This window comes from Azospirillum mesophilum (assembly GCF_053470405.2).
Map to the genome: position 1 here is coordinate 66,967 of NZ_JBPXMQ020000009.1, position 15,582 is coordinate 82,548.

Below are 15,582 nucleotides of genomic sequence, written 5' to 3' on the forward strand. Positions count from 1 at the left end.
CGCCGCGACGGCTCAGGCTTCGCTGTCGATCAGGTCGCTTCGGCCGATGCGGCGGAGCGACGCCTCCAGCCGGGCATCGTCGTTCCGGATTTCACGCAGAGTAAGCATGGTGAAGGTGACGTGCGCCTCCGCCGCGGCGCGGGCGGCGTCGGGATTGCCGGCCATGACCGCCTCGGCGATCGCCAGATGCTGGTCCAGCAGCAGGTCGCGCACGCCCGGCCGGGTGTAGAGGCGCTCGCGGTTGTAGAACACGTCGTTGCGCAGCATCTCCGACAGCGCCCCCATGATGTGCAGCATCACGGTGTTGTGCGCCGCCTCGTAGATGGCGAGGTGGAGCTGCGCGTCCACGTCCGACTCCTCCGTCGGATCGTCCTTGCCGTGGGCGGCCTTCATGCGCGTCACCAGCCCGCGTATGGCGTCGCGGTCCAGGTCGGTCGCCCGTTGCGCGGCGAGACCGGCGGCGGCGGCCTCGATGGAGCAGCGGAACTCCAGGTAATGGAAGGTGGAGTCCGGGTCGGATTGCAGCAGCGTGGCCAGCGGCGTGGCGATGGGCGCCAGGAACTGCGCGATGTGGGTGCCGTTCCGCGCCGTGACCAGAAGCCCGCGCTCCTCCAGCTTCACCAGCGCGTCGCGCAGCGACGGCCGGGACACGTCCAGCTTCAGGGCCAGTTCCCGTTCCGGCAGAAGCTTTTCGCCCGGCCGCAGCACGCCCTCGCGAATCAACGTCTCCAGGTGCTCCGCGATGGCGTCCGCCAGTTTGGCCGGCTTTATCATCCCCTGCATCGACCGCATCCCTCTCCTTGCGCGCGCTGCTTGATATCGCCGCACGTTCCGCGCGTCCACCCCCGCAACAATGCGGCGTGGAGCGGGCCGTCTGGCGATCTTAATTTCCGGATTGCAATCGTTGGCAACACATTGTATCCGTCCCTTGGCCTTTGGTCATTTGTTTTGACCACGCCAGGACCACAATAACAGCCTTTCCCACGGATCGCACCGTCCCGGTCGGACGATGCCCGGGGCGAAAAGGCGCAAAGACCCAGGTCCGCAGCAAGGCCACGCTTTCAGGATTCGCACGAGAAAAGGGTATAGGAACTCAGCATGCAGACCTGGACACAAGTCTACGACCCGGCGGGGAACCTGTGGCTATCGGCACTTGTGGCCGCTCTGCCCATCATTTTCTTCTTCGTGGCGCTGACGATTCTGCGCATGAAGGGCCATGTCGCCGGCACCATCACCGTGGCGATCTCGCTGGCGGTCGCCATCCTGTTCTACAAGATGCCGGTCGGCATGGCCCTGGGCTCGGCCGTCTACGGCTTCCTCTACGGCCTGTGGCCCATCGCCTGGATCATCGTCGCCGCCGTGTTCCTCTACAAGATCACGGTGAAGACGGGACAGTTCGAGATCATCCGCTCGTCGGTGGTCTCGATCACCGAGGACCAGCGCCTTCAGATGCTGATGGTCGGCTTCTCCTTCGGCGCCTTCCTGGAAGGTGCGGCGGGCTTCGGCGCGCCGGTGGCCATCACCGCGGCGCTGCTGGTCGGGCTGGGCTTCAACCCGCTCTACGCCGCCGGCCTCTGCCTGATCGCCAACACCGCCCCGGTGGCCTTCGGCGCCATGGGCATTCCGATCATCGTCGCCGGGCAGGTGACCGGGCTGGACCCGTTCCGCATCGGCGCCATGGCCGGCCGCCAGCTGCCGCTGCTGTCGGTGTTCGTCCCCTTCTGGATCATCATGATCATGGACGGCTGGAAGGGCATCCGCGAGACCTGGCCCGCCATCCTGGTGGCCGGCGGCACCTTCGCCGTCACGCAGTACTTCACCGCCAACTTCATCGGGCCGGAGTTGCCGGACATCACCTCCGCCCTGGTCAGCCTGATCTGCATCACCGTGTTCCTGAAGGTCTGGAAGCCGAAGGCGATCTTCCGCTTCTCGCACTCCCCGCTCGCCACGCCGGTGCCGCAGTCGGCCGGCGCCATGGCGGTGGGCCAGTTCGGCGACGCCAAGCGGACCTACACCGCCGGCGAGATCATCAAGGCCTGGTCGCCCTTCGTCATCCTGACCGTCATCGTCACGATCTGGAGCCTGAAGCCCTTCAAGGCGCTGTTCGCCAAGGGCGGCGCGCTCGCCGACACGGTGCTGTACTTCCCCATTACCGGCCTGGACAAGCTGGTGCTGAAGGCGGCCCCCATCGTCGCCACCCCGAAGCCGATCGAGGCGGTCTACAAGCTGGACCTGCTGTCGGCCACCGGCACGGCCATCCTCATCTCCGCGCTGATCTCCATGATCATGCTGAAGATGCGCCCGGCCGAGGGGCTGAAGACCTTCGCCGAGACGGTGAACGAGCTGAAGCGCCCGATCTACTCCATCGGCATGGTGCTGGCCTTCGCCTTCATCGCCAACTATTCGGGCCTGTCCTCCACGCTGGCGCTGCTGCTGGCCGGCACGGGTGCGGCCTTCCCGTTCTTCTCGCCGATCCTCGGCTGGCTGGGCGTGTTCCTGACCGGCTCCGACACGTCGAGCAACGCGCTGTTCTGCGGCCTCCAGGCCACCACGGCGCAGCAGGTCGGCGTTTCGGACGTGCTTCTGGTCGCCGCCAACACGACCGGCGGCGTCACCGGCAAGATGATCTCCCCGCAGTCCATCGCCGTGGCCTGCGCCGCGGTCGGCCTGATCGGCCGGGAGTCGGAGCTGTTCCGCTTCACCGTGAAGCACAGCCTGTTCTTCGTGGCGATCATCGGCATCATCACCGCCATCCAGGCCTACGTCCTGTCCTGGATGATCCCGTGAGCCGACGGGTCGTTCCGTTGACCTGAAAACGCGCGGCGCCACCCCGCCCACCGGCCGGGCGGCGCCGCTTCCTTTTCGCGGTGCGGGCGCGCACCGCCGCCTTCGCCGAAACCATCCTGGTCAAAAGTTTTTGCCAACACGCGCGCCGGGCCGCTAGATTACCCGCGTACCGCGCTGCGGCTTTCAGAAGGAGCTGTCGACCGATGCTGCCCGCCCCCTATGACCGTCTGCACGCGGCCTTTCGGGAGTTCATGCCGGCCGAGCGCCTGATCACCGATCCGCTGCGCACGCTGGCCTATGGCACGGACGCCAGCTTCTACCGCCTGATCCCCAAGATCGTCGCCGTCGTGGAGACGGAGGGCGAGGTGGTCCGCCTGCTGCACGCCTGCCGGTCGGTCAAGGCGCCGGTCACCTTCCGCGCCGCCGGCACCAGCCTGTCGGGCCAGGCGGTCAGCGACTCCGTCCTTGTCCTGCTGGGCGACGGCTGGCGCGGCTGCACCATCCCGCCGGGGGCGGAGACGGTCACCCTCCAGCCCGGCGTGATCGGGGCGGAAGCCAACCGCAAGCTCGCCCCCTTCGGGCGGAAGATCGGGCCGGACCCGGCTTCCATCAACACGGCGAAGATCGGTGGCATCGCCGCCAACAACGCCAGCGGCATGTGCTGCGGCACCGCGCAGAACAGCTACCGCACGCTGTCCTCCATGCGGCTGGTGCTGGCCGACGGCACGCTGCTGGACACCGCCGACGCGCACAGCCGCGACGCCTTCGGCAAGAGCCACGCGCCCCTGCTCTCCGGCCTCGCTCAACTGGCCGCGCGCACGCGCGCCGACGAGACGCTGGCCGAACGCATCCGGGCCAAGTTCCGCATCAAGAACACCACCGGCTACAGCCTGAACGCGCTGGTCGATCACAAGGATCCCATCGACATCCTCCAGCACCTGATGATCGGGTCGGAGGGGACGCTGGGCTTCATCTCCGAGATCACCTTCCGCACGGTGCCGGAGCACGCCCACAAGGCCAGCGCCCTGCTGGTCTTCCCCGACATCGCCGAGGCCTGCCGCGCCACCGCCCTGCTGAAGCCGACGCCCGTCGCGGCGGTGGAGCTGATGGACCGCCCCGCCCTGCGCTCGGTGGAGGGCAAGCCGGGCATGCCGGACTTCATCGCCGGGCTGGACGGGAACGCCGCCGCCCTGCTGGTGGAGACGCGCGGGGCCGACGCCGCCGACCTGGACCGCAACCTCGCCGCCATCACCGCCGTGCTGGCGCAGACGCGCACGCTGTTCGACGTCGCCTTCACCACCGACGCCAAGGCCTGCGAGGGCTTCTGGAAGATCCGCAAGGGCCTGTTCCCGGCGGTCGGCGCCATGCGCAAGACCGGCACCACCGTCATCATCGAGGACGTGGCCTTCCCGCTGGACCGGCTGGCCGAGGCGACGGTGGAGCTTCAGGCTCTGTGCGCCGCCTACGGCTACAGCGAGGCGATCATCTTCGGCCACGCGCTGGAAGGGAACCTGCACTTCGTCTTCACCCAGGCCTTCGACACGGACGAGGAGGTCGACCGCTACCGCCGCTTCATGGACGCGGTCTGCGAGATGGTGGTGAAGAAATACGACGGTTCCCTGAAGGCGGAGCACGGCACCGGCCGCAACATGGCCCCCTTCGTGGAGATGGAGTGGGGCGCCCAGGCCTATGGCCTGATGAAGGACATCAAGGCGCTGCTGGATCCGGAAGGGCTGCTGAATCCCGGCGTCATCCTGAACGACGACCCGGACGCGCACCTGAAGAACCTGAAGGCCCTGCCCGCCGCGCACCGTCTGGTGGACACCTGCATCGAGTGCGGCTTCTGCGAGCCGACCTGCCCGTCCCACAAGATGACCCTGTCGCCCCGCCAGCGCATCGTTGGCTGGCGCGAGATCGCGCGGCTGGAGGCCGAGGGCACCGACGCCGAACGGCTGGGCGCGCTGCACGCCGCCTATGATTACCAGGGCATCGACACCTGTGCCGCCTGCGGCCTGTGCTCCACCGCCTGCCCGGTGGGGATCGAGACGGGGCTGCTCATCAAGGCGATCCGTGGCGAGCGGCAGGGCGCCGTGGCGCAGGCGGTCGGCAGCTTCGTCGCCAACCACACCGCCGGGGTGCTGGGCGCCGCCCGCGCCGGGCTGACGCTCGGCAACCTCGCCAAGCGGGCGCTCGGCGAGCGGCTCCCCCAACTGCCCCGCGCGCTGCCCACGGCGATGAACTTCCACCCGGAGGCTCCCATCGTCGGCCCGGTGGAGGCGCCGGCCGTCGTCTATGTGCCGAGCTGCACCAGCCGCAGCATGGGTCCCGCCGCCGACGATCCGGAAAGCACACCGCTGCCCGTGAAGACGGAGGCGCTGTTCCGCAAGGCCGGCTTCCGCGTGGTCTATCCGGACGGCCTGTCGTCGCTGTGCTGCGGCATGCCGCTGGAGAGCAAGGGCCTTGCCCGGCAGGCCGACGCCAAGGCCGACGAGATGGCCGCGGCCATCCGTGCGGCGAGCTGCGGCGGCCGCCTGCCCGTGGTGATCGACACCAGCCCTTGCGCCCTGCGCCTGAAGAAGCACCTCAAGGATGACGGCTTGCCGGTGCTGGATCTGGTGGAGTTCATCCACGACCACCTCCTCGACCGGCTGAGCTTCCGCAAGCAGGCGGAGCCGGCCGTCCTGCACCTGACCTGCAGCACGCGCCGCATGGGGCTGGACGCCAAGCTGAAGGCCATCGCCGCCGCCTGCGCGGAGCGGGTCGTGGTGCCGGAGGACGTCGGCTGCTGCGGCTTCGCCGGCGACAAGGGCTTCACCCGGCCGGAGCTGAACGCCCACGCGCTCCGCCACCTGAACAAGGACATCCCGGAAGGGACGTCCGCCGGCTATTCGACCAGCCGGACCTGCGAGATCGGCCTGTCGCACCATTCCGGCATGCCGTACCGTTCGATCCTATATCTGGTGGATGCATGCTCGACGCCGAAGGCCGCCGCCCCGGCATCCAAGCGCGCATCGGAACCCGCATTCTAAGCGGATTTCAATCCGCGCGGGACTGCGACCGCAGTCCCGGACGCCCATGCGTCCGCAGCCCGGCCGGCAAGTGAGGCCATTTAAAAGCAAAAGCGAACTAAGTTCGCTTTTGGGGATTGGGAGGGAAGATGAGCACCAACGGCTCCATAGGCCGCCCGGACAGCGTCTATTACTTCGGCACCTGTCTGGTCGACATGTTCTACCCCGAGGCCGGCATGGCTGGCATCGACCTGCTGAAGGCGCAAGGCGTCCGCGTCGTCTTCCCGCAGGGGCAGAGCTGCTGTGGCCAGCCCGCCTACAACTCCGGTTATCGGGAGGAGGCGCTGAAGGTTGCGCGGGCGCAGATCGGCCTGTTCCCCGGCGACCAGCCCATCGTCGTGCCGTCGGGCTCCTGCGCCGGCATGATGAAGAAGCACTGGCCGGACCTGTTCAAGGGCCAGCCCGACGAGGCCCAGGCGAAGCAGGTCGCAAGCCGCGTGTGGGAGCTGACGCAGTTCCTCGTGCAGGTGCTGAACGTCAAATTGGAGGACAAGGGCGAGCCGGTGCGCGTCACGTGGCACGCCTCCTGCCACGCGCAGCGCGAGATGGGCGTGGTGGAGGAGCCGAAGGCGCTGCTCCGCCAGCTCGCCAACGTGGAGCTGGTGGAGTTGCAGCGGGAACGCGAATGCTGCGGCTTCGGCGGCACCTTCGCCGTGCGGCACCCGGAGATCTCCGCCGCCATGGTCGGCGACAAGGTCGCGGACATCGAGAACACCGGGGCCAAGGCCGTGGTGTCCGGCGACTGCGGCTGCCTGATGAACATCACCGGCGCGCTGGAGGCCGGCAAGAAGCCTGTCCGCGGCGTCCACATCGCCCAGTTCCTGAAGGAGCGGACCAATGGGTGACATGGAAATCAACTTTTCCAAGGCGTCCAGCGCCGCCCTGAAGGACCCTCAGCTTCGCGCCAATTTCCGCCGCGCCATGGACGGGCTGATGTCCAAGCGCGCGGTGCAGTTCGCCGACAGCCACGAATGGCACGCCATGCGCGCGCTGGGCGCCTCGGTGCGGCTGCGCGCCCTGTCGAAGCTGCCGGAACTGCTGGAAAAGCTGGAAGCCAACTGCACGAAGAACGGCATCCGGGTGCATTGGGCCTCCACCACCGACGAGGCCAACGCCATCGTGCTCTCCATCATGCAGCGCGTGAACGCGAAGCTGGTGGTCAAGGGCAAGTCGATGGTGTCGGAGGAGATGCACCTCAACGCCTTCCTGGAAAAGCACGGCATCGAAAGCCTGGAAAGCGACCTCGGCGAATACATCGTGCAGCTTGATGAGGCGATGCCCTCGCACATCATCATGCCCGCGATCCACATGAACACCAAGCAGATCGCCCACCTCTTCAAGCAGAAGATCAAGGAGGCGGAGTATACGGAGGATGTAGCGCAGCTGACCGACCTCGCCCGCCGGGTGCTGCGCAAGAAGTTCGCGACCGCCGACGTCGGCATCTCCGGCGTCAACATGGCGGTGGCGGAGACCGGGACCATCTGCCTCGTTGAGAACGAAGGCAACGGCCGCATGAGCACCACCGTCCCGCCGGTGCACATCGCCGTCATGGGCCTGGAAAAGGTGGTGGAGAAGCTGGAGGACGTGCCGCCGGTCATCAGCCTGCTGACCCGCTCGGCCACCGCGCAACCGATCACGACCTACGTCAACATGATCACCACGCCCCGCAAGGACGGGGAGAAGGACGGCCCGCGCGAGATCCATCTGGTGATCCTCGACAACGGCCGGTCCGCCATCTACGCCGATGACGAGCTGCGCAACACGTTGCGCTGCATCCGCTGCGGCGCCTGCATGAACCACTGCCCGGTCTACACGCGCGTCGGCGGCCACGCCTATCAGGCGCCCTACCCCGGCCCCATCGGCCAGATCGTCGTCCCGCAGATCGAAGGGCTTGACCGCCGCGGGGAGCTGCCGCACGCCTGCACCATGTGCAACGCCTGCGTCGAGATCTGCCCGGTGCGCATCCCCATCGTGGAAATCCTGGGCCGACTGCGTTCGGAAGCCGTCCATCCGGGCACCGCCGTGAAGGACGCCGGGGCCAAGGCCAGCAAGGCGGAGGCCATGGTGTGGAAGGGCTGGTCGGCGACCTTCGCCTCGCCGCTCGCCTACCGCATGGCGACGGGGGTCGCGAAGACGCTGGGCAACGTCGCGCCCAACGCGCTGCCGCTGCTGAAGGAATGGACGAGCGTGCGCAACAAGCCGCGCTTCGCCTCCCGCACGCTCCACGACCTCGCCCGCGAGAAGGGGATCCCCGATGTCTGACGCCCGCCCCAACGATTCCAGAGGCGCCATTCTGGGCAAGCTGCGCGCCGGCCGCGACGCGCACCCCGTCACCCCGCCCGCGTCCGACTTCACCGTCCTGCGCGAGAAGCGCTGGGACCCCGCCGAACGGCTGGAGCGCATCAAGCGCATGATGGAGGCCGTCCACACGGAATTCCTGGAAACGACCGAGCAGGACTGGCCCACCGCCGTTCAGGCGTTCCTGAAGGCGCAGGGCACGCGCACCCTCCTCTTCGGCCCGGCGACCGAGGCCGGCGCGCGGCTCTCCGCCGAGTGGGCGGAGGGCGGGCCGGAACTGGTCCCCTATGACCGCGACGTCGAGACCTTCAAGGAGCGCCTGTTCGACGGCATCGACGCCGGCATCACGACGACGCTGGGCGCCATCGCCGACACCGGCAGCCTGATCGTCTGGCCGAACGTCGATGAGCCGCGGCTGATGTCGCTGGTGCCGCACATGCACTTGGCGTTGCTGCGGGCGGACCGGCTCTACGACACCTTCTGGCAGGCGATGACCGAGAACCGCTGGGCCGACGGCATGCCGACCAACGCGCTGCTGATCTCCGGCCCGTCGAAGACGGCGGACATCGAACAGACGCTGGCCTATGGCGTGCACGGACCGAAGCGGCTGGTGGTGGTGATCATCCGGTAGGAGGGCCGATGGGCGATGGCTTCGGCGGGGTGAGGGGATTCGACCACCCGATCCGTGCGGTCGTGATCGGGGCCGGCGGGGGCATCGGCTCCGCCGTGACCGGGCTGCTGCTCGACGACCCCGGCGTGGCGGAGGTCCTGGCCTTCGCCCGCCGTCCGCCCGCCCCCGCGCCGAGGCTGCGGCCGGGTCCCATCGACCTGACCGACGAGGGTTCCATCGCCGGGGCGGCGGAGGCGGCCGGTGCGGTCGATCTGGTGTTCGTCGCCACCGGCCTGCTGCACGGAGACGGCGTCCAGCCCGAGAAGAGCTGGCGGTCGCTCGACCCGCAGGCCCTGGCCACGCTGTTTCAGGTGAACACCATCGGCCCGGCGCTGGTCGCCAAGCATTTCCTGCCGCTGCTGCCCCGCCGGGGCCGGGCGGTCTTCGCGGCGATCTCCGCCAAGGTCGGCAGCATCGGGGACAACCGGCTGGGCGGCTGGTACGGCTATCGCGCGGCCAAGGCGGCGCTGAACCAGATCATCCGCACCGCCTCCATCGAACTGGCCCGCTCGCGGCCGGACGCGCTGTGCGTCGCCCTGCATCCGGGCACCGTGGACACCGGCCTGTCGAAGCCCTTCCAGGCCGGCGTGGCGGAGGGCAAACTGTTCGCGCCCGAGGCCGCCGCCGCGCACCTGCTGTCCGTACTCAACGGCCTGACGCCGGCCGACAGCGGAGGCCTGTTCGCCTGGAACGGCCAGCGCCTGCCCTACTGAGCGCGCTTGCCCGGAACCGATGGGCACCGTACATCCAGACGGACCTCACCACCGGCCACGGGGACTCGCATGCCCGACGGAAGCATCAGCGCGACAGAAGCGGACCGCAATTTTTCGAAGGTTCTGCGCGATGTCGAAGGGGGTGAACGCGTCACCATCACCAAGGATGGCAAGCCGGTCGCCGTTCTTTCCCCCGCCGAAGCTCCCGCCCCGGACAGCCGGGAAAAGGCGCGCCAGCGCATGCTGGCGCTTTTGCAGGAAGGTTTGCCCCTGGGCTTTTCCGGCGGCGTGGACCGCGACGGGCTGCACGCCCGGTGATGCTGGCGGGCATCGACACCAACATTCTGCTGTACGCGGCCGACAACGCCGGCGACCAGCGGAAGCACGCGAGAGCCGTTGAGCTTCTCGACCGCATCAGCGCGGCCGGTCGGGGAAAGCTCCCGCTTCAGGCATTGACGGAGTTCTACGCCGTCGCCATCCGCAAAGAGCGCGTTCAGCCCGAACGGGCCGCCGTCTACGTCGACATCTGGGCCGATGTGTTCCCGGTCAAGGAGGCCATGTTCGCCGATGCCGTCGACGCGATCCGCGTCCAGCGGACGCATGGCATCGCCTTCTGGGATGCCATGATGTGGTCCGTGGCCCGGCGCGCGGGCGCTCGCCTTCTGCTGAGCGAGGATTTCCAGGATGGACGGGACCTGGAGGGCGTGCGGTTTCTCAACCCCTTCAATCCAGCCAACACCGGCGCCATCGACGAGTCCCTGGGGCTTTAAGGCATCTCAACGCACAACAGCGTTCAGGCCGTAAGAGTACCAGCCTCCACCGCCGGCCGAACCGGGGTTGCGAAGCCTTGCGGCAGGCGGAGGCGGCCGGCGAGGCCTTCCAGCGTGTCGTGCAGGCGGCGGCGCGGGTGGCCGTCGTCGCCGGGCTCGTACAACGCCACGAAGGGCGTGCCGGGGCGGGTCGGATCCAGGTGGACCTCCACGATGTGGAGCCGCGAGGCGCAGCCGCGCACCAGCGGGTCGGCGGGGGTGAAGCTCCAGCCGCGTTCGAGGCAGCGCTCGGCCAGCGCCTCCATGAAGAGCGACGCCGACGGCGTGTCCTTGAGGGCCTTCAGCTCGGCGATGAGTTGGCGCACGGCACCGACCCGCGCCAGATACAGGCCGGCAGCATGGTCCGCGTCGTGAATCACGAGTTTCAGCATGGTTTGTTTCCTGTTCGTCCGAAATGCGGGGCTTGCCCCTGTTCGGTGAGCCCATTCGGTGGGCCTTTTTTCGGCGGCCCTATTCGGCAGCCGCGACCCGGCGGTCCTGAGCGCCCGCGCCCATGGCGTCGAAGGCGATGGGCAGGATGGGCGACGGGGTGTCGGCCGGCGGGGAGAGTTCGGCAACCATCTCGGTCAGCCGGGTGCGCAGGTGGCGGTTCGGCTGGGTCGAGGGCTTGGCTTCGATGCGGACGTCGACCACGCCGTCCTCGATCATGCCGAGTTCCTGCGCCGCCTTCCGGGACAGGTCGATCACGCGCCCCTTGATGTAGGGACCGCGGTCGTTGATGACGATTTCGACGCTCTTGCCGTTGTCCGCGTTGGTGACGACGACCCGGCTCCCCAACGGGAATTTGCGGGATGCCCCGGTCAGCTTGTTCTGGCTGAAGCGTTCTCCCGACGCCGTGCGCCGGCCACTGAAAGAGTCGGAGTAGAAGGAAGCCTTTCCTTCGTGGACAAAAACCGGTTCGACTTTCGAAACAGTTAGTTCTGGAAATGTCGGCTCTAAAGAACGAACCGACGCGATCTCTGCATTCGAAGAACACGCACCAACAGTAACGGCACAAAATGCGAGCGCAACGCATCCACAGCGCACTCTTTTTCTCCTCCGTTGTTGTTCTGCGGCAACGTTTGCGGATTTTTCACAGTGTGTCAACCAGTGAATTGCGTTTTCACCTGTGACAGGAATGCGACTTAATAGAGCATGCCTTGTCTTACTTTACCATTTCCGAGATTCACGAGCCGTTTACTGAAGAAAATGACGGTTTTTCTATAAAGCTCGTTTACCGCCGTGGTCGCTGCCAGACCAAGCCGTGTCGCCGCGCGGCGCCGGGCCGATGACGGCGCTGTCGCCGGAGGCATCGCTCACGCATTGGACGCACCGAAGGAACACTTCGGCGTCGAGCAATCTTATAGGGAGCAGAGACAATGGATCCCGGAGCAGGACCGTGGAAAGGCCCAATTCGATAGGCTTTTTAAAAACATCGGCGCAAACAGGGGGAGGTGCCGCACCATGACCGACATTGCGGGTGTCGAACAAAGCGGTCTGGACACGGTGGCGGATACGGTGGCTCCGCCTCTCTTCATCGCTGCGCTCTACAGCGGTTACCGATGGGGCGACTTTCCCAGCGGAGGAACGCACTACACCCTGACCTACGGCTGGATTCAGGACGCCGGCACGCAGTACGCCCCCGGCTTCCGGCCCTTCAGCGACGCCCAGAAGGCCTTGGCCCTGAAGGCGATGGGCCTGTGGAGCGCCGTCTCCAACGTCACCTTCACCGAAGCGGCGGATCCCGGCAGCGCGAACCTGCAATTCCTGTCCAGCCAGCTGGACGCGTTCGGCGCGTCGGGCATGTCGAACTACCCCTATCCCGGCGGCTCCAGCCTCTATCTCGACCCGGAGTCCGCCGGCCCCACGACCTTCACGCACGAGGTCGGGCACGCGCTGGGCCTGAAGCATCCGGGCAACTACAACGGCCAGTCCGGAAGCGGCACGCCGCCTTTCCTGCCGACCGCCGAGGACAACCGCACCAACACGGTCATGTCCTACCGGGGCACATGGCCGGGGACGCTCGGCACCTACGACATCGCGGCCATCCAGTATCTCTACGGACCGAACAGCACCGTACGCTCCGGGGACGACCTCTACCTGCTCGCGGCGGGGGCGAAGGGACGCTACATCTGGGACGGCGGCGGGAACGACACCATCTCGGCCGCCGGGGCCGGCACTCCGGTCACCATCGACCTGCGCGACGGCGGCTGGGGATGGTTCGGCGCCCGGCAGAACTCGATCCTGGCCGACAACCAGTTCTTCATCGGCTACGGCACGCGGATCGAGAACGCCATCGGGGGAAGCGGCGCCGACCATCTGATCGGCTCCACGGGCGCCGACCGCCTGGAAGGCGGCGCCGGGAACGACACGCTGCAGGGCGGGACCGGGAACGACACCCTGATCGGGGGCGACGGGAACGACGATCTGGCCGGCGACCGGGGCGACGATTTTCTGGACGGCGGCGCCGGGACCAATCGGGCCGTGTTCGCCTTCCCATCCTCCTACGCCGTCGTCAGCGCCGACACGCTGCCCGGCGGGACCGACCTGCTGGTCACCGGTGCCGGGGGCACGGACCGCCTGCGCAGTATCGACACGCTGGTCTTCTCCGACCGCACCCTGTCGCGAGCAGCGGCACTGGCGGAGCTGCGGCCGGCCGCCGCCGACCGTACGGCCCACGTCTCCGCCGGCACGACGAGCTTCGACGCGCGGATGACGCCCTACGCCGGGCCGGTCGCCGGGCTGGAGAACCAGTTCCTGGGGACCGCGGGGTCCGAGGCGGTGGTGGGCACCGGTCTCGCCGACTTCATGAACCTGCTGGGTGGCAACGACGCCGCCGACGGCCAGGGCGGCAACGACGTGCTGGACGGCGGCACCGGCTCCAACTTCCTGACCGGAGGGGACGGCACCGACATCTTCGACGTGGATGGCCGCGGCGGCGCGGTCACATGGTCCACCATCACCGACCTTCAGCCCAACGAATGGGCGATCGCCTGGGGCTGGAACGAAGGAACGTCCAAGCTCACCTGGGACGAGATGGCGGGCGCCAAGGGATCGGAGGGCGCCACCGCGCGAATCGACCTGGACGGCAATGGATCCACCGACATGAGCATAACCTTCACCGGGAAGCCGGTCGGCGCGCTGGCGACCTCGCCGGGCCAGGTCGGGAGCGATCCTTACCTCGCCTTCCGGCTCGGCTGACTTCCGCCCCACATCCGGGACAGCATCCAACAAAGGTTACAACAGAGGGAAAACATACGGAAGCAAACAAATGGCCAGGGGACGACCGCGACACACCATCGCATCCTTGCCCCTTGAAGGAATCCGCCTTCATCAACGATGATGACGCCCGATAAACCACCGGGAAATCTTAGAAACCTAAGAACTTTCGGAACAATGGACGATCGGCGGGATCCTGCGTTATGGCCGAGCAATCGGGTTTTGATTGGGCATGCTTTGACGAGCTTCAATCCGACGCGCTTTCCACGGGGTCAAGCGCGTCGGACTGGTCGACCGCTGACGGCTCATCCACCTTCGCGGCGGACGCCGCGCTTCCGCTGTTCATCCGCGCGCTCGACAGCGGAAGCCGGTGGGGTGCGGCGCCGTCGAACGGTACCCGCTACACGCTGACCTACGGCTGGGTCCAGAATCCGGGCAGCCGCTACGCGCCCGGCTTCCGCCCGCTCAACAACGCGGAGAAGGACCTCGCCCGGCAGGCGATGACCGCGTGGAGTTCGGTCAGCAACATCTCCTTCGTCGAATCGGCGAATCCCGACAACGCCAATCTGCAGTTTCTGATGTGCCAGCTCTATCCCAGCGGCACGGCGGGCAAGTCCAATTATCCGCTCACCAGCGGCTCCACCATCTACATCGATCCGGACTACACCAGCCTTTCGGTGTTCGTGCATGAGATCGGCCACGCGCTCGGCCTGAAGCATCCCGGAAACTACGACGTGATCTCCGGGTCCGGCACGCCGCCCTACCTGCCCACGTCCGAGGACAACCGCACCAACACGGTCATGTCCTACCACGGAACATGGCCCGGAGCGCTCGGCACCTACGATCTCGCGGCGATCCAGTATCTCTACGGGCCGAACCCGAATGCGCGATCCAGCGACGACGTCTACCTCCTGACGCCGGGCGGGGCCAGCCAGTACATCTGGGACGGCGGCGGAACCGACACCATCCTGGCCACGGGCAGCACCCCGGTCAACATCGACCTGCGCGAGGGCGGCTGGGGGTGGATCGGCGCCCCGCAGTCTTCCGTCCTGTCCACGAACCAGTTCTTCATCGGCTACGGAACGCAGATCGAGAACGCGTCCGGCGGTAGCGGCGCGGATGTCCTGGCCGGATCGCCCCTGGCCAACCGCCTCGACGGCGGCGACGGCGGCGACACGCTGATGGGCGGCGGCGGGAACGACACGCTTCTGGGCGGGAACGGCGACGACGATCTGGTCGGCGACGCCGGGGACGACACGCTGGACGGCGGCGCCGGCGACGACCGGGCCATCTTCAATTACGATTCCACGCGCGCGTCGGTCCAGGAGGAGGGCTCGTCCAGCCTGCTCGTCATCGGCCCGGATGGCGTCGACCGCCTGCAGAACATCGAAACGCTGGTCTTCCTGGACCGGACCGTCTCCCGCTCCGCGGCAACGACGGCCCTGAGCACCACGGACGCCAGCCGGCGGGCGCTCGTCCATGACGGCACGCGCAGCTACGAGGTGCGGATGGACGCCTACTCCGGCCCGGTGTCCTGGCTGCAGAACCAGTTTCTCGGGAGCAGGAACGGCGAAGCGGTCAAGGGCAGCTTCCGGGCCGACTTCATGAACCTGCTCGGCGGCGACGACGCCGCCGACGGGCAGGACGGCGACGACGTGCTGGACGGCGGCACCGGGTCCAACTTCCTGACCGGCGGGTCCGGCAACGACACCTTCTACGTCGACGGGCGCGGCATGGAGATCACCTGGTCCACGATCACCGACCTGGAACGGAACGAATGGACGATCGCCTGGGGCTGGCGGGAGGGCACATCCAAGCTCACCTGGGCCGAGATGGCCGGCGCCAAGGGATGGGAAGGCGCCACCGCCCACATCGACCTGGACGGCAACGGGTCGATCGACATGAGCGTGACCTTCACCGGAAAGTCCGTCGGCGCCCTGGCGATCTCCCCCGGCCAGGTCGGGACCAACACCTATCTCGCCTTCCGGCTCGGCTGACCGCCGGCCTTTCCGCACTTC

Annotated in this window: 13 protein-coding genes; 10 read left to right on the plus strand and 3 right to left on the minus strand. The window is 67.6% G+C overall.

Going from position 1 to position 15,582, the window contains the following annotated elements; genetic code table 11:
• Window positions 1-12: 12 nt before the first annotated feature.
• Complete coding sequence (locus ACSVC7_RS11525) at window positions 13-783, minus strand: FCD domain-containing protein (RefSeq protein ID WP_448204629.1); 771 nt, start codon at window positions 781-783, stop codon at window positions 13-15.
• 315 nt (window positions 784-1,098) lie between these two features.
• Between ACSVC7_RS11525 and lldP the strand changes: the two genes are divergently transcribed.
• The 8 genes from lldP to ACSVC7_RS11565 all read left to right on the plus strand — a co-directional run bounded on the left by lldP (window position 1,099) and on the right by ACSVC7_RS11565 (window position 10,306).
• Window positions 1,099-2,787, plus strand: a complete 1,689-nt coding sequence (lldP, locus tag ACSVC7_RS11530; protein WP_448204628.1) for an L-lactate permease — start codon at window positions 1,099-1,101, stop codon at window positions 2,785-2,787.
• A 203-nt stretch (window positions 2,788-2,990) separates the two neighbouring features.
• Window positions 2,991-5,816, plus strand: a complete 2,826-nt coding sequence (locus tag ACSVC7_RS11535; RefSeq protein WP_448204627.1) for an FAD-binding and (Fe-S)-binding domain-containing protein — start codon at window positions 2,991-2,993, stop codon at window positions 5,814-5,816.
• Window positions 5,817-5,944: 128 nt separating this feature from the next.
• The gene (locus ACSVC7_RS11540; protein ID WP_448204626.1) at window positions 5,945-6,700 is read left to right on the plus strand and encodes a (Fe-S)-binding protein; all 756 of its coding nucleotides are present in this window, start codon (window positions 5,945-5,947) and stop codon (window positions 6,698-6,700) included.
• Window positions 6,693-8,117: a LutB/LldF family L-lactate oxidation iron-sulfur protein gene (locus tag ACSVC7_RS11545; protein ID WP_448204625.1), complete on the plus strand. Its 1,425-nt coding sequence runs from the start codon at window positions 6,693-6,695 to the stop codon at window positions 8,115-8,117. The genes ACSVC7_RS11540 and ACSVC7_RS11545 overlap by 8 nt, the downstream gene beginning before the upstream one ends.
• The gene (locus ACSVC7_RS11550; protein WP_448204624.1) at window positions 8,110-8,784 is read left to right on the plus strand and encodes a LutC/YkgG family protein; all 675 of its coding nucleotides are present in this window, start codon (window positions 8,110-8,112) and stop codon (window positions 8,782-8,784) included. Before ACSVC7_RS11545 ends, ACSVC7_RS11550 begins: the two co-directional genes overlap by 8 nt.
• An 8-nt stretch (window positions 8,785-8,792) precedes the next feature.
• Window positions 8,793-9,536, plus strand: a complete 744-nt coding sequence (locus tag ACSVC7_RS11555) for an SDR family NAD(P)-dependent oxidoreductase (protein WP_448204623.1) — start codon at window positions 8,793-8,795, stop codon at window positions 9,534-9,536.
• A 69-nt stretch (window positions 9,537-9,605) separates the two neighbouring features.
• Window positions 9,606-9,854 carry a type II toxin-antitoxin system Phd/YefM family antitoxin gene (locus ACSVC7_RS11560; protein ID WP_448204622.1) on the plus strand — a complete coding sequence of 83 codons (249 nt, stop codon included), beginning with the start codon at window positions 9,606-9,608 and terminating at the stop codon, window positions 9,852-9,854.
• On the plus strand, window positions 9,854-10,306 hold the full coding sequence (locus ACSVC7_RS11565; RefSeq protein ID WP_448204621.1) for a PIN domain-containing protein: 453 nt from the start codon (window positions 9,854-9,856) through the stop codon (window positions 10,304-10,306). The genes ACSVC7_RS11560 and ACSVC7_RS11565 overlap by 1 nt, the downstream gene beginning before the upstream one ends.
• Before the next feature lie 23 nt (window positions 10,307-10,329).
• Here the strand turns inward: ACSVC7_RS11565 and ACSVC7_RS11570 are convergent, their stop codons facing one another.
• A complete protein-coding gene (locus tag ACSVC7_RS11570) occupies window positions 10,330-10,737 on the minus strand; it encodes a hypothetical protein (protein WP_448204620.1) in 408 nt (135 codons plus the stop codon).
• Between the two features lie 79 nt (window positions 10,738-10,816).
• Entirely contained in the window at window positions 10,817-11,392 is a 576-nt protein-coding gene (locus ACSVC7_RS11575) for a septal ring lytic transglycosylase RlpA family protein (protein ID WP_448204619.1), read from the minus strand.
• Between the two features lie 417 nt (window positions 11,393-11,809).
• Between ACSVC7_RS11575 and ACSVC7_RS11580 the strand changes: the two genes are divergently transcribed.
• Window positions 11,810-13,546: a M10 family metallopeptidase C-terminal domain-containing protein gene (locus tag ACSVC7_RS11580; protein WP_448204618.1), complete on the plus strand. Its 1,737-nt coding sequence runs from the start codon at window positions 11,810-11,812 to the stop codon at window positions 13,544-13,546.
• A gap of 221 nt (window positions 13,547-13,767) precedes the next feature.
• Complete coding sequence (locus ACSVC7_RS11585) at window positions 13,768-15,561, plus strand: M12 family metallopeptidase (RefSeq protein WP_448204617.1); 1,794 nt, start codon at window positions 13,768-13,770, stop codon at window positions 15,559-15,561.
• The last annotated feature ends 21 nt before the right edge of the window (window positions 15,562-15,582 follow it).

What these genes read in the sequence shown, in the direction of transcription:
- ACSVC7_RS11525 (WP_448204629.1), bottom strand. Translation starts at nt 783, where the DNA reads ATGCAGGGGATGATAAAGCCGGCCAAACTGGCGGACGCCATCGCGGAG.
- lldP (WP_448204628.1), top strand. Translation starts at nt 1,099, where the DNA reads ATGCAGACCTGGACACAAGTCTACGACCCGGCGGGGAACCTGTGGCTA.
- ACSVC7_RS11535 (WP_448204627.1), top strand. Translation starts at nt 2,991, where the DNA reads ATGCTGCCCGCCCCCTATGACCGTCTGCACGCGGCCTTTCGGGAGTTC.
- ACSVC7_RS11540 (WP_448204626.1), top strand. Translation starts at nt 5,945, where the DNA reads ATGAGCACCAACGGCTCCATAGGCCGCCCGGACAGCGTCTATTACTTC.
- ACSVC7_RS11545 (WP_448204625.1), top strand. Translation starts at nt 6,693, where the DNA reads ATGGGTGACATGGAAATCAACTTTTCCAAGGCGTCCAGCGCCGCCCTG.
- ACSVC7_RS11550 (WP_448204624.1), top strand. Translation starts at nt 8,110, where the DNA reads ATGTCTGACGCCCGCCCCAACGATTCCAGAGGCGCCATTCTGGGCAAG.
- ACSVC7_RS11555 (WP_448204623.1), top strand. Translation starts at nt 8,793, where the DNA reads ATGGGCGATGGCTTCGGCGGGGTGAGGGGATTCGACCACCCGATCCGT.
- ACSVC7_RS11560 (WP_448204622.1), top strand. Translation starts at nt 9,606, where the DNA reads ATGCCCGACGGAAGCATCAGCGCGACAGAAGCGGACCGCAATTTTTCG.
- ACSVC7_RS11565 (WP_448204621.1), top strand. Translation starts at nt 9,854, where the DNA reads ATGCTGGCGGGCATCGACACCAACATTCTGCTGTACGCGGCCGACAAC.
- ACSVC7_RS11570 (WP_448204620.1), bottom strand. Translation starts at nt 10,737, where the DNA reads ATGCTGAAACTCGTGATTCACGACGCGGACCATGCTGCCGGCCTGTAT.
- ACSVC7_RS11580 (WP_448204618.1), top strand. Translation starts at nt 11,810, where the DNA reads ATGACCGACATTGCGGGTGTCGAACAAAGCGGTCTGGACACGGTGGCG.
- ACSVC7_RS11585 (WP_448204617.1), top strand. Translation starts at nt 13,768, where the DNA reads ATGGCCGAGCAATCGGGTTTTGATTGGGCATGCTTTGACGAGCTTCAA.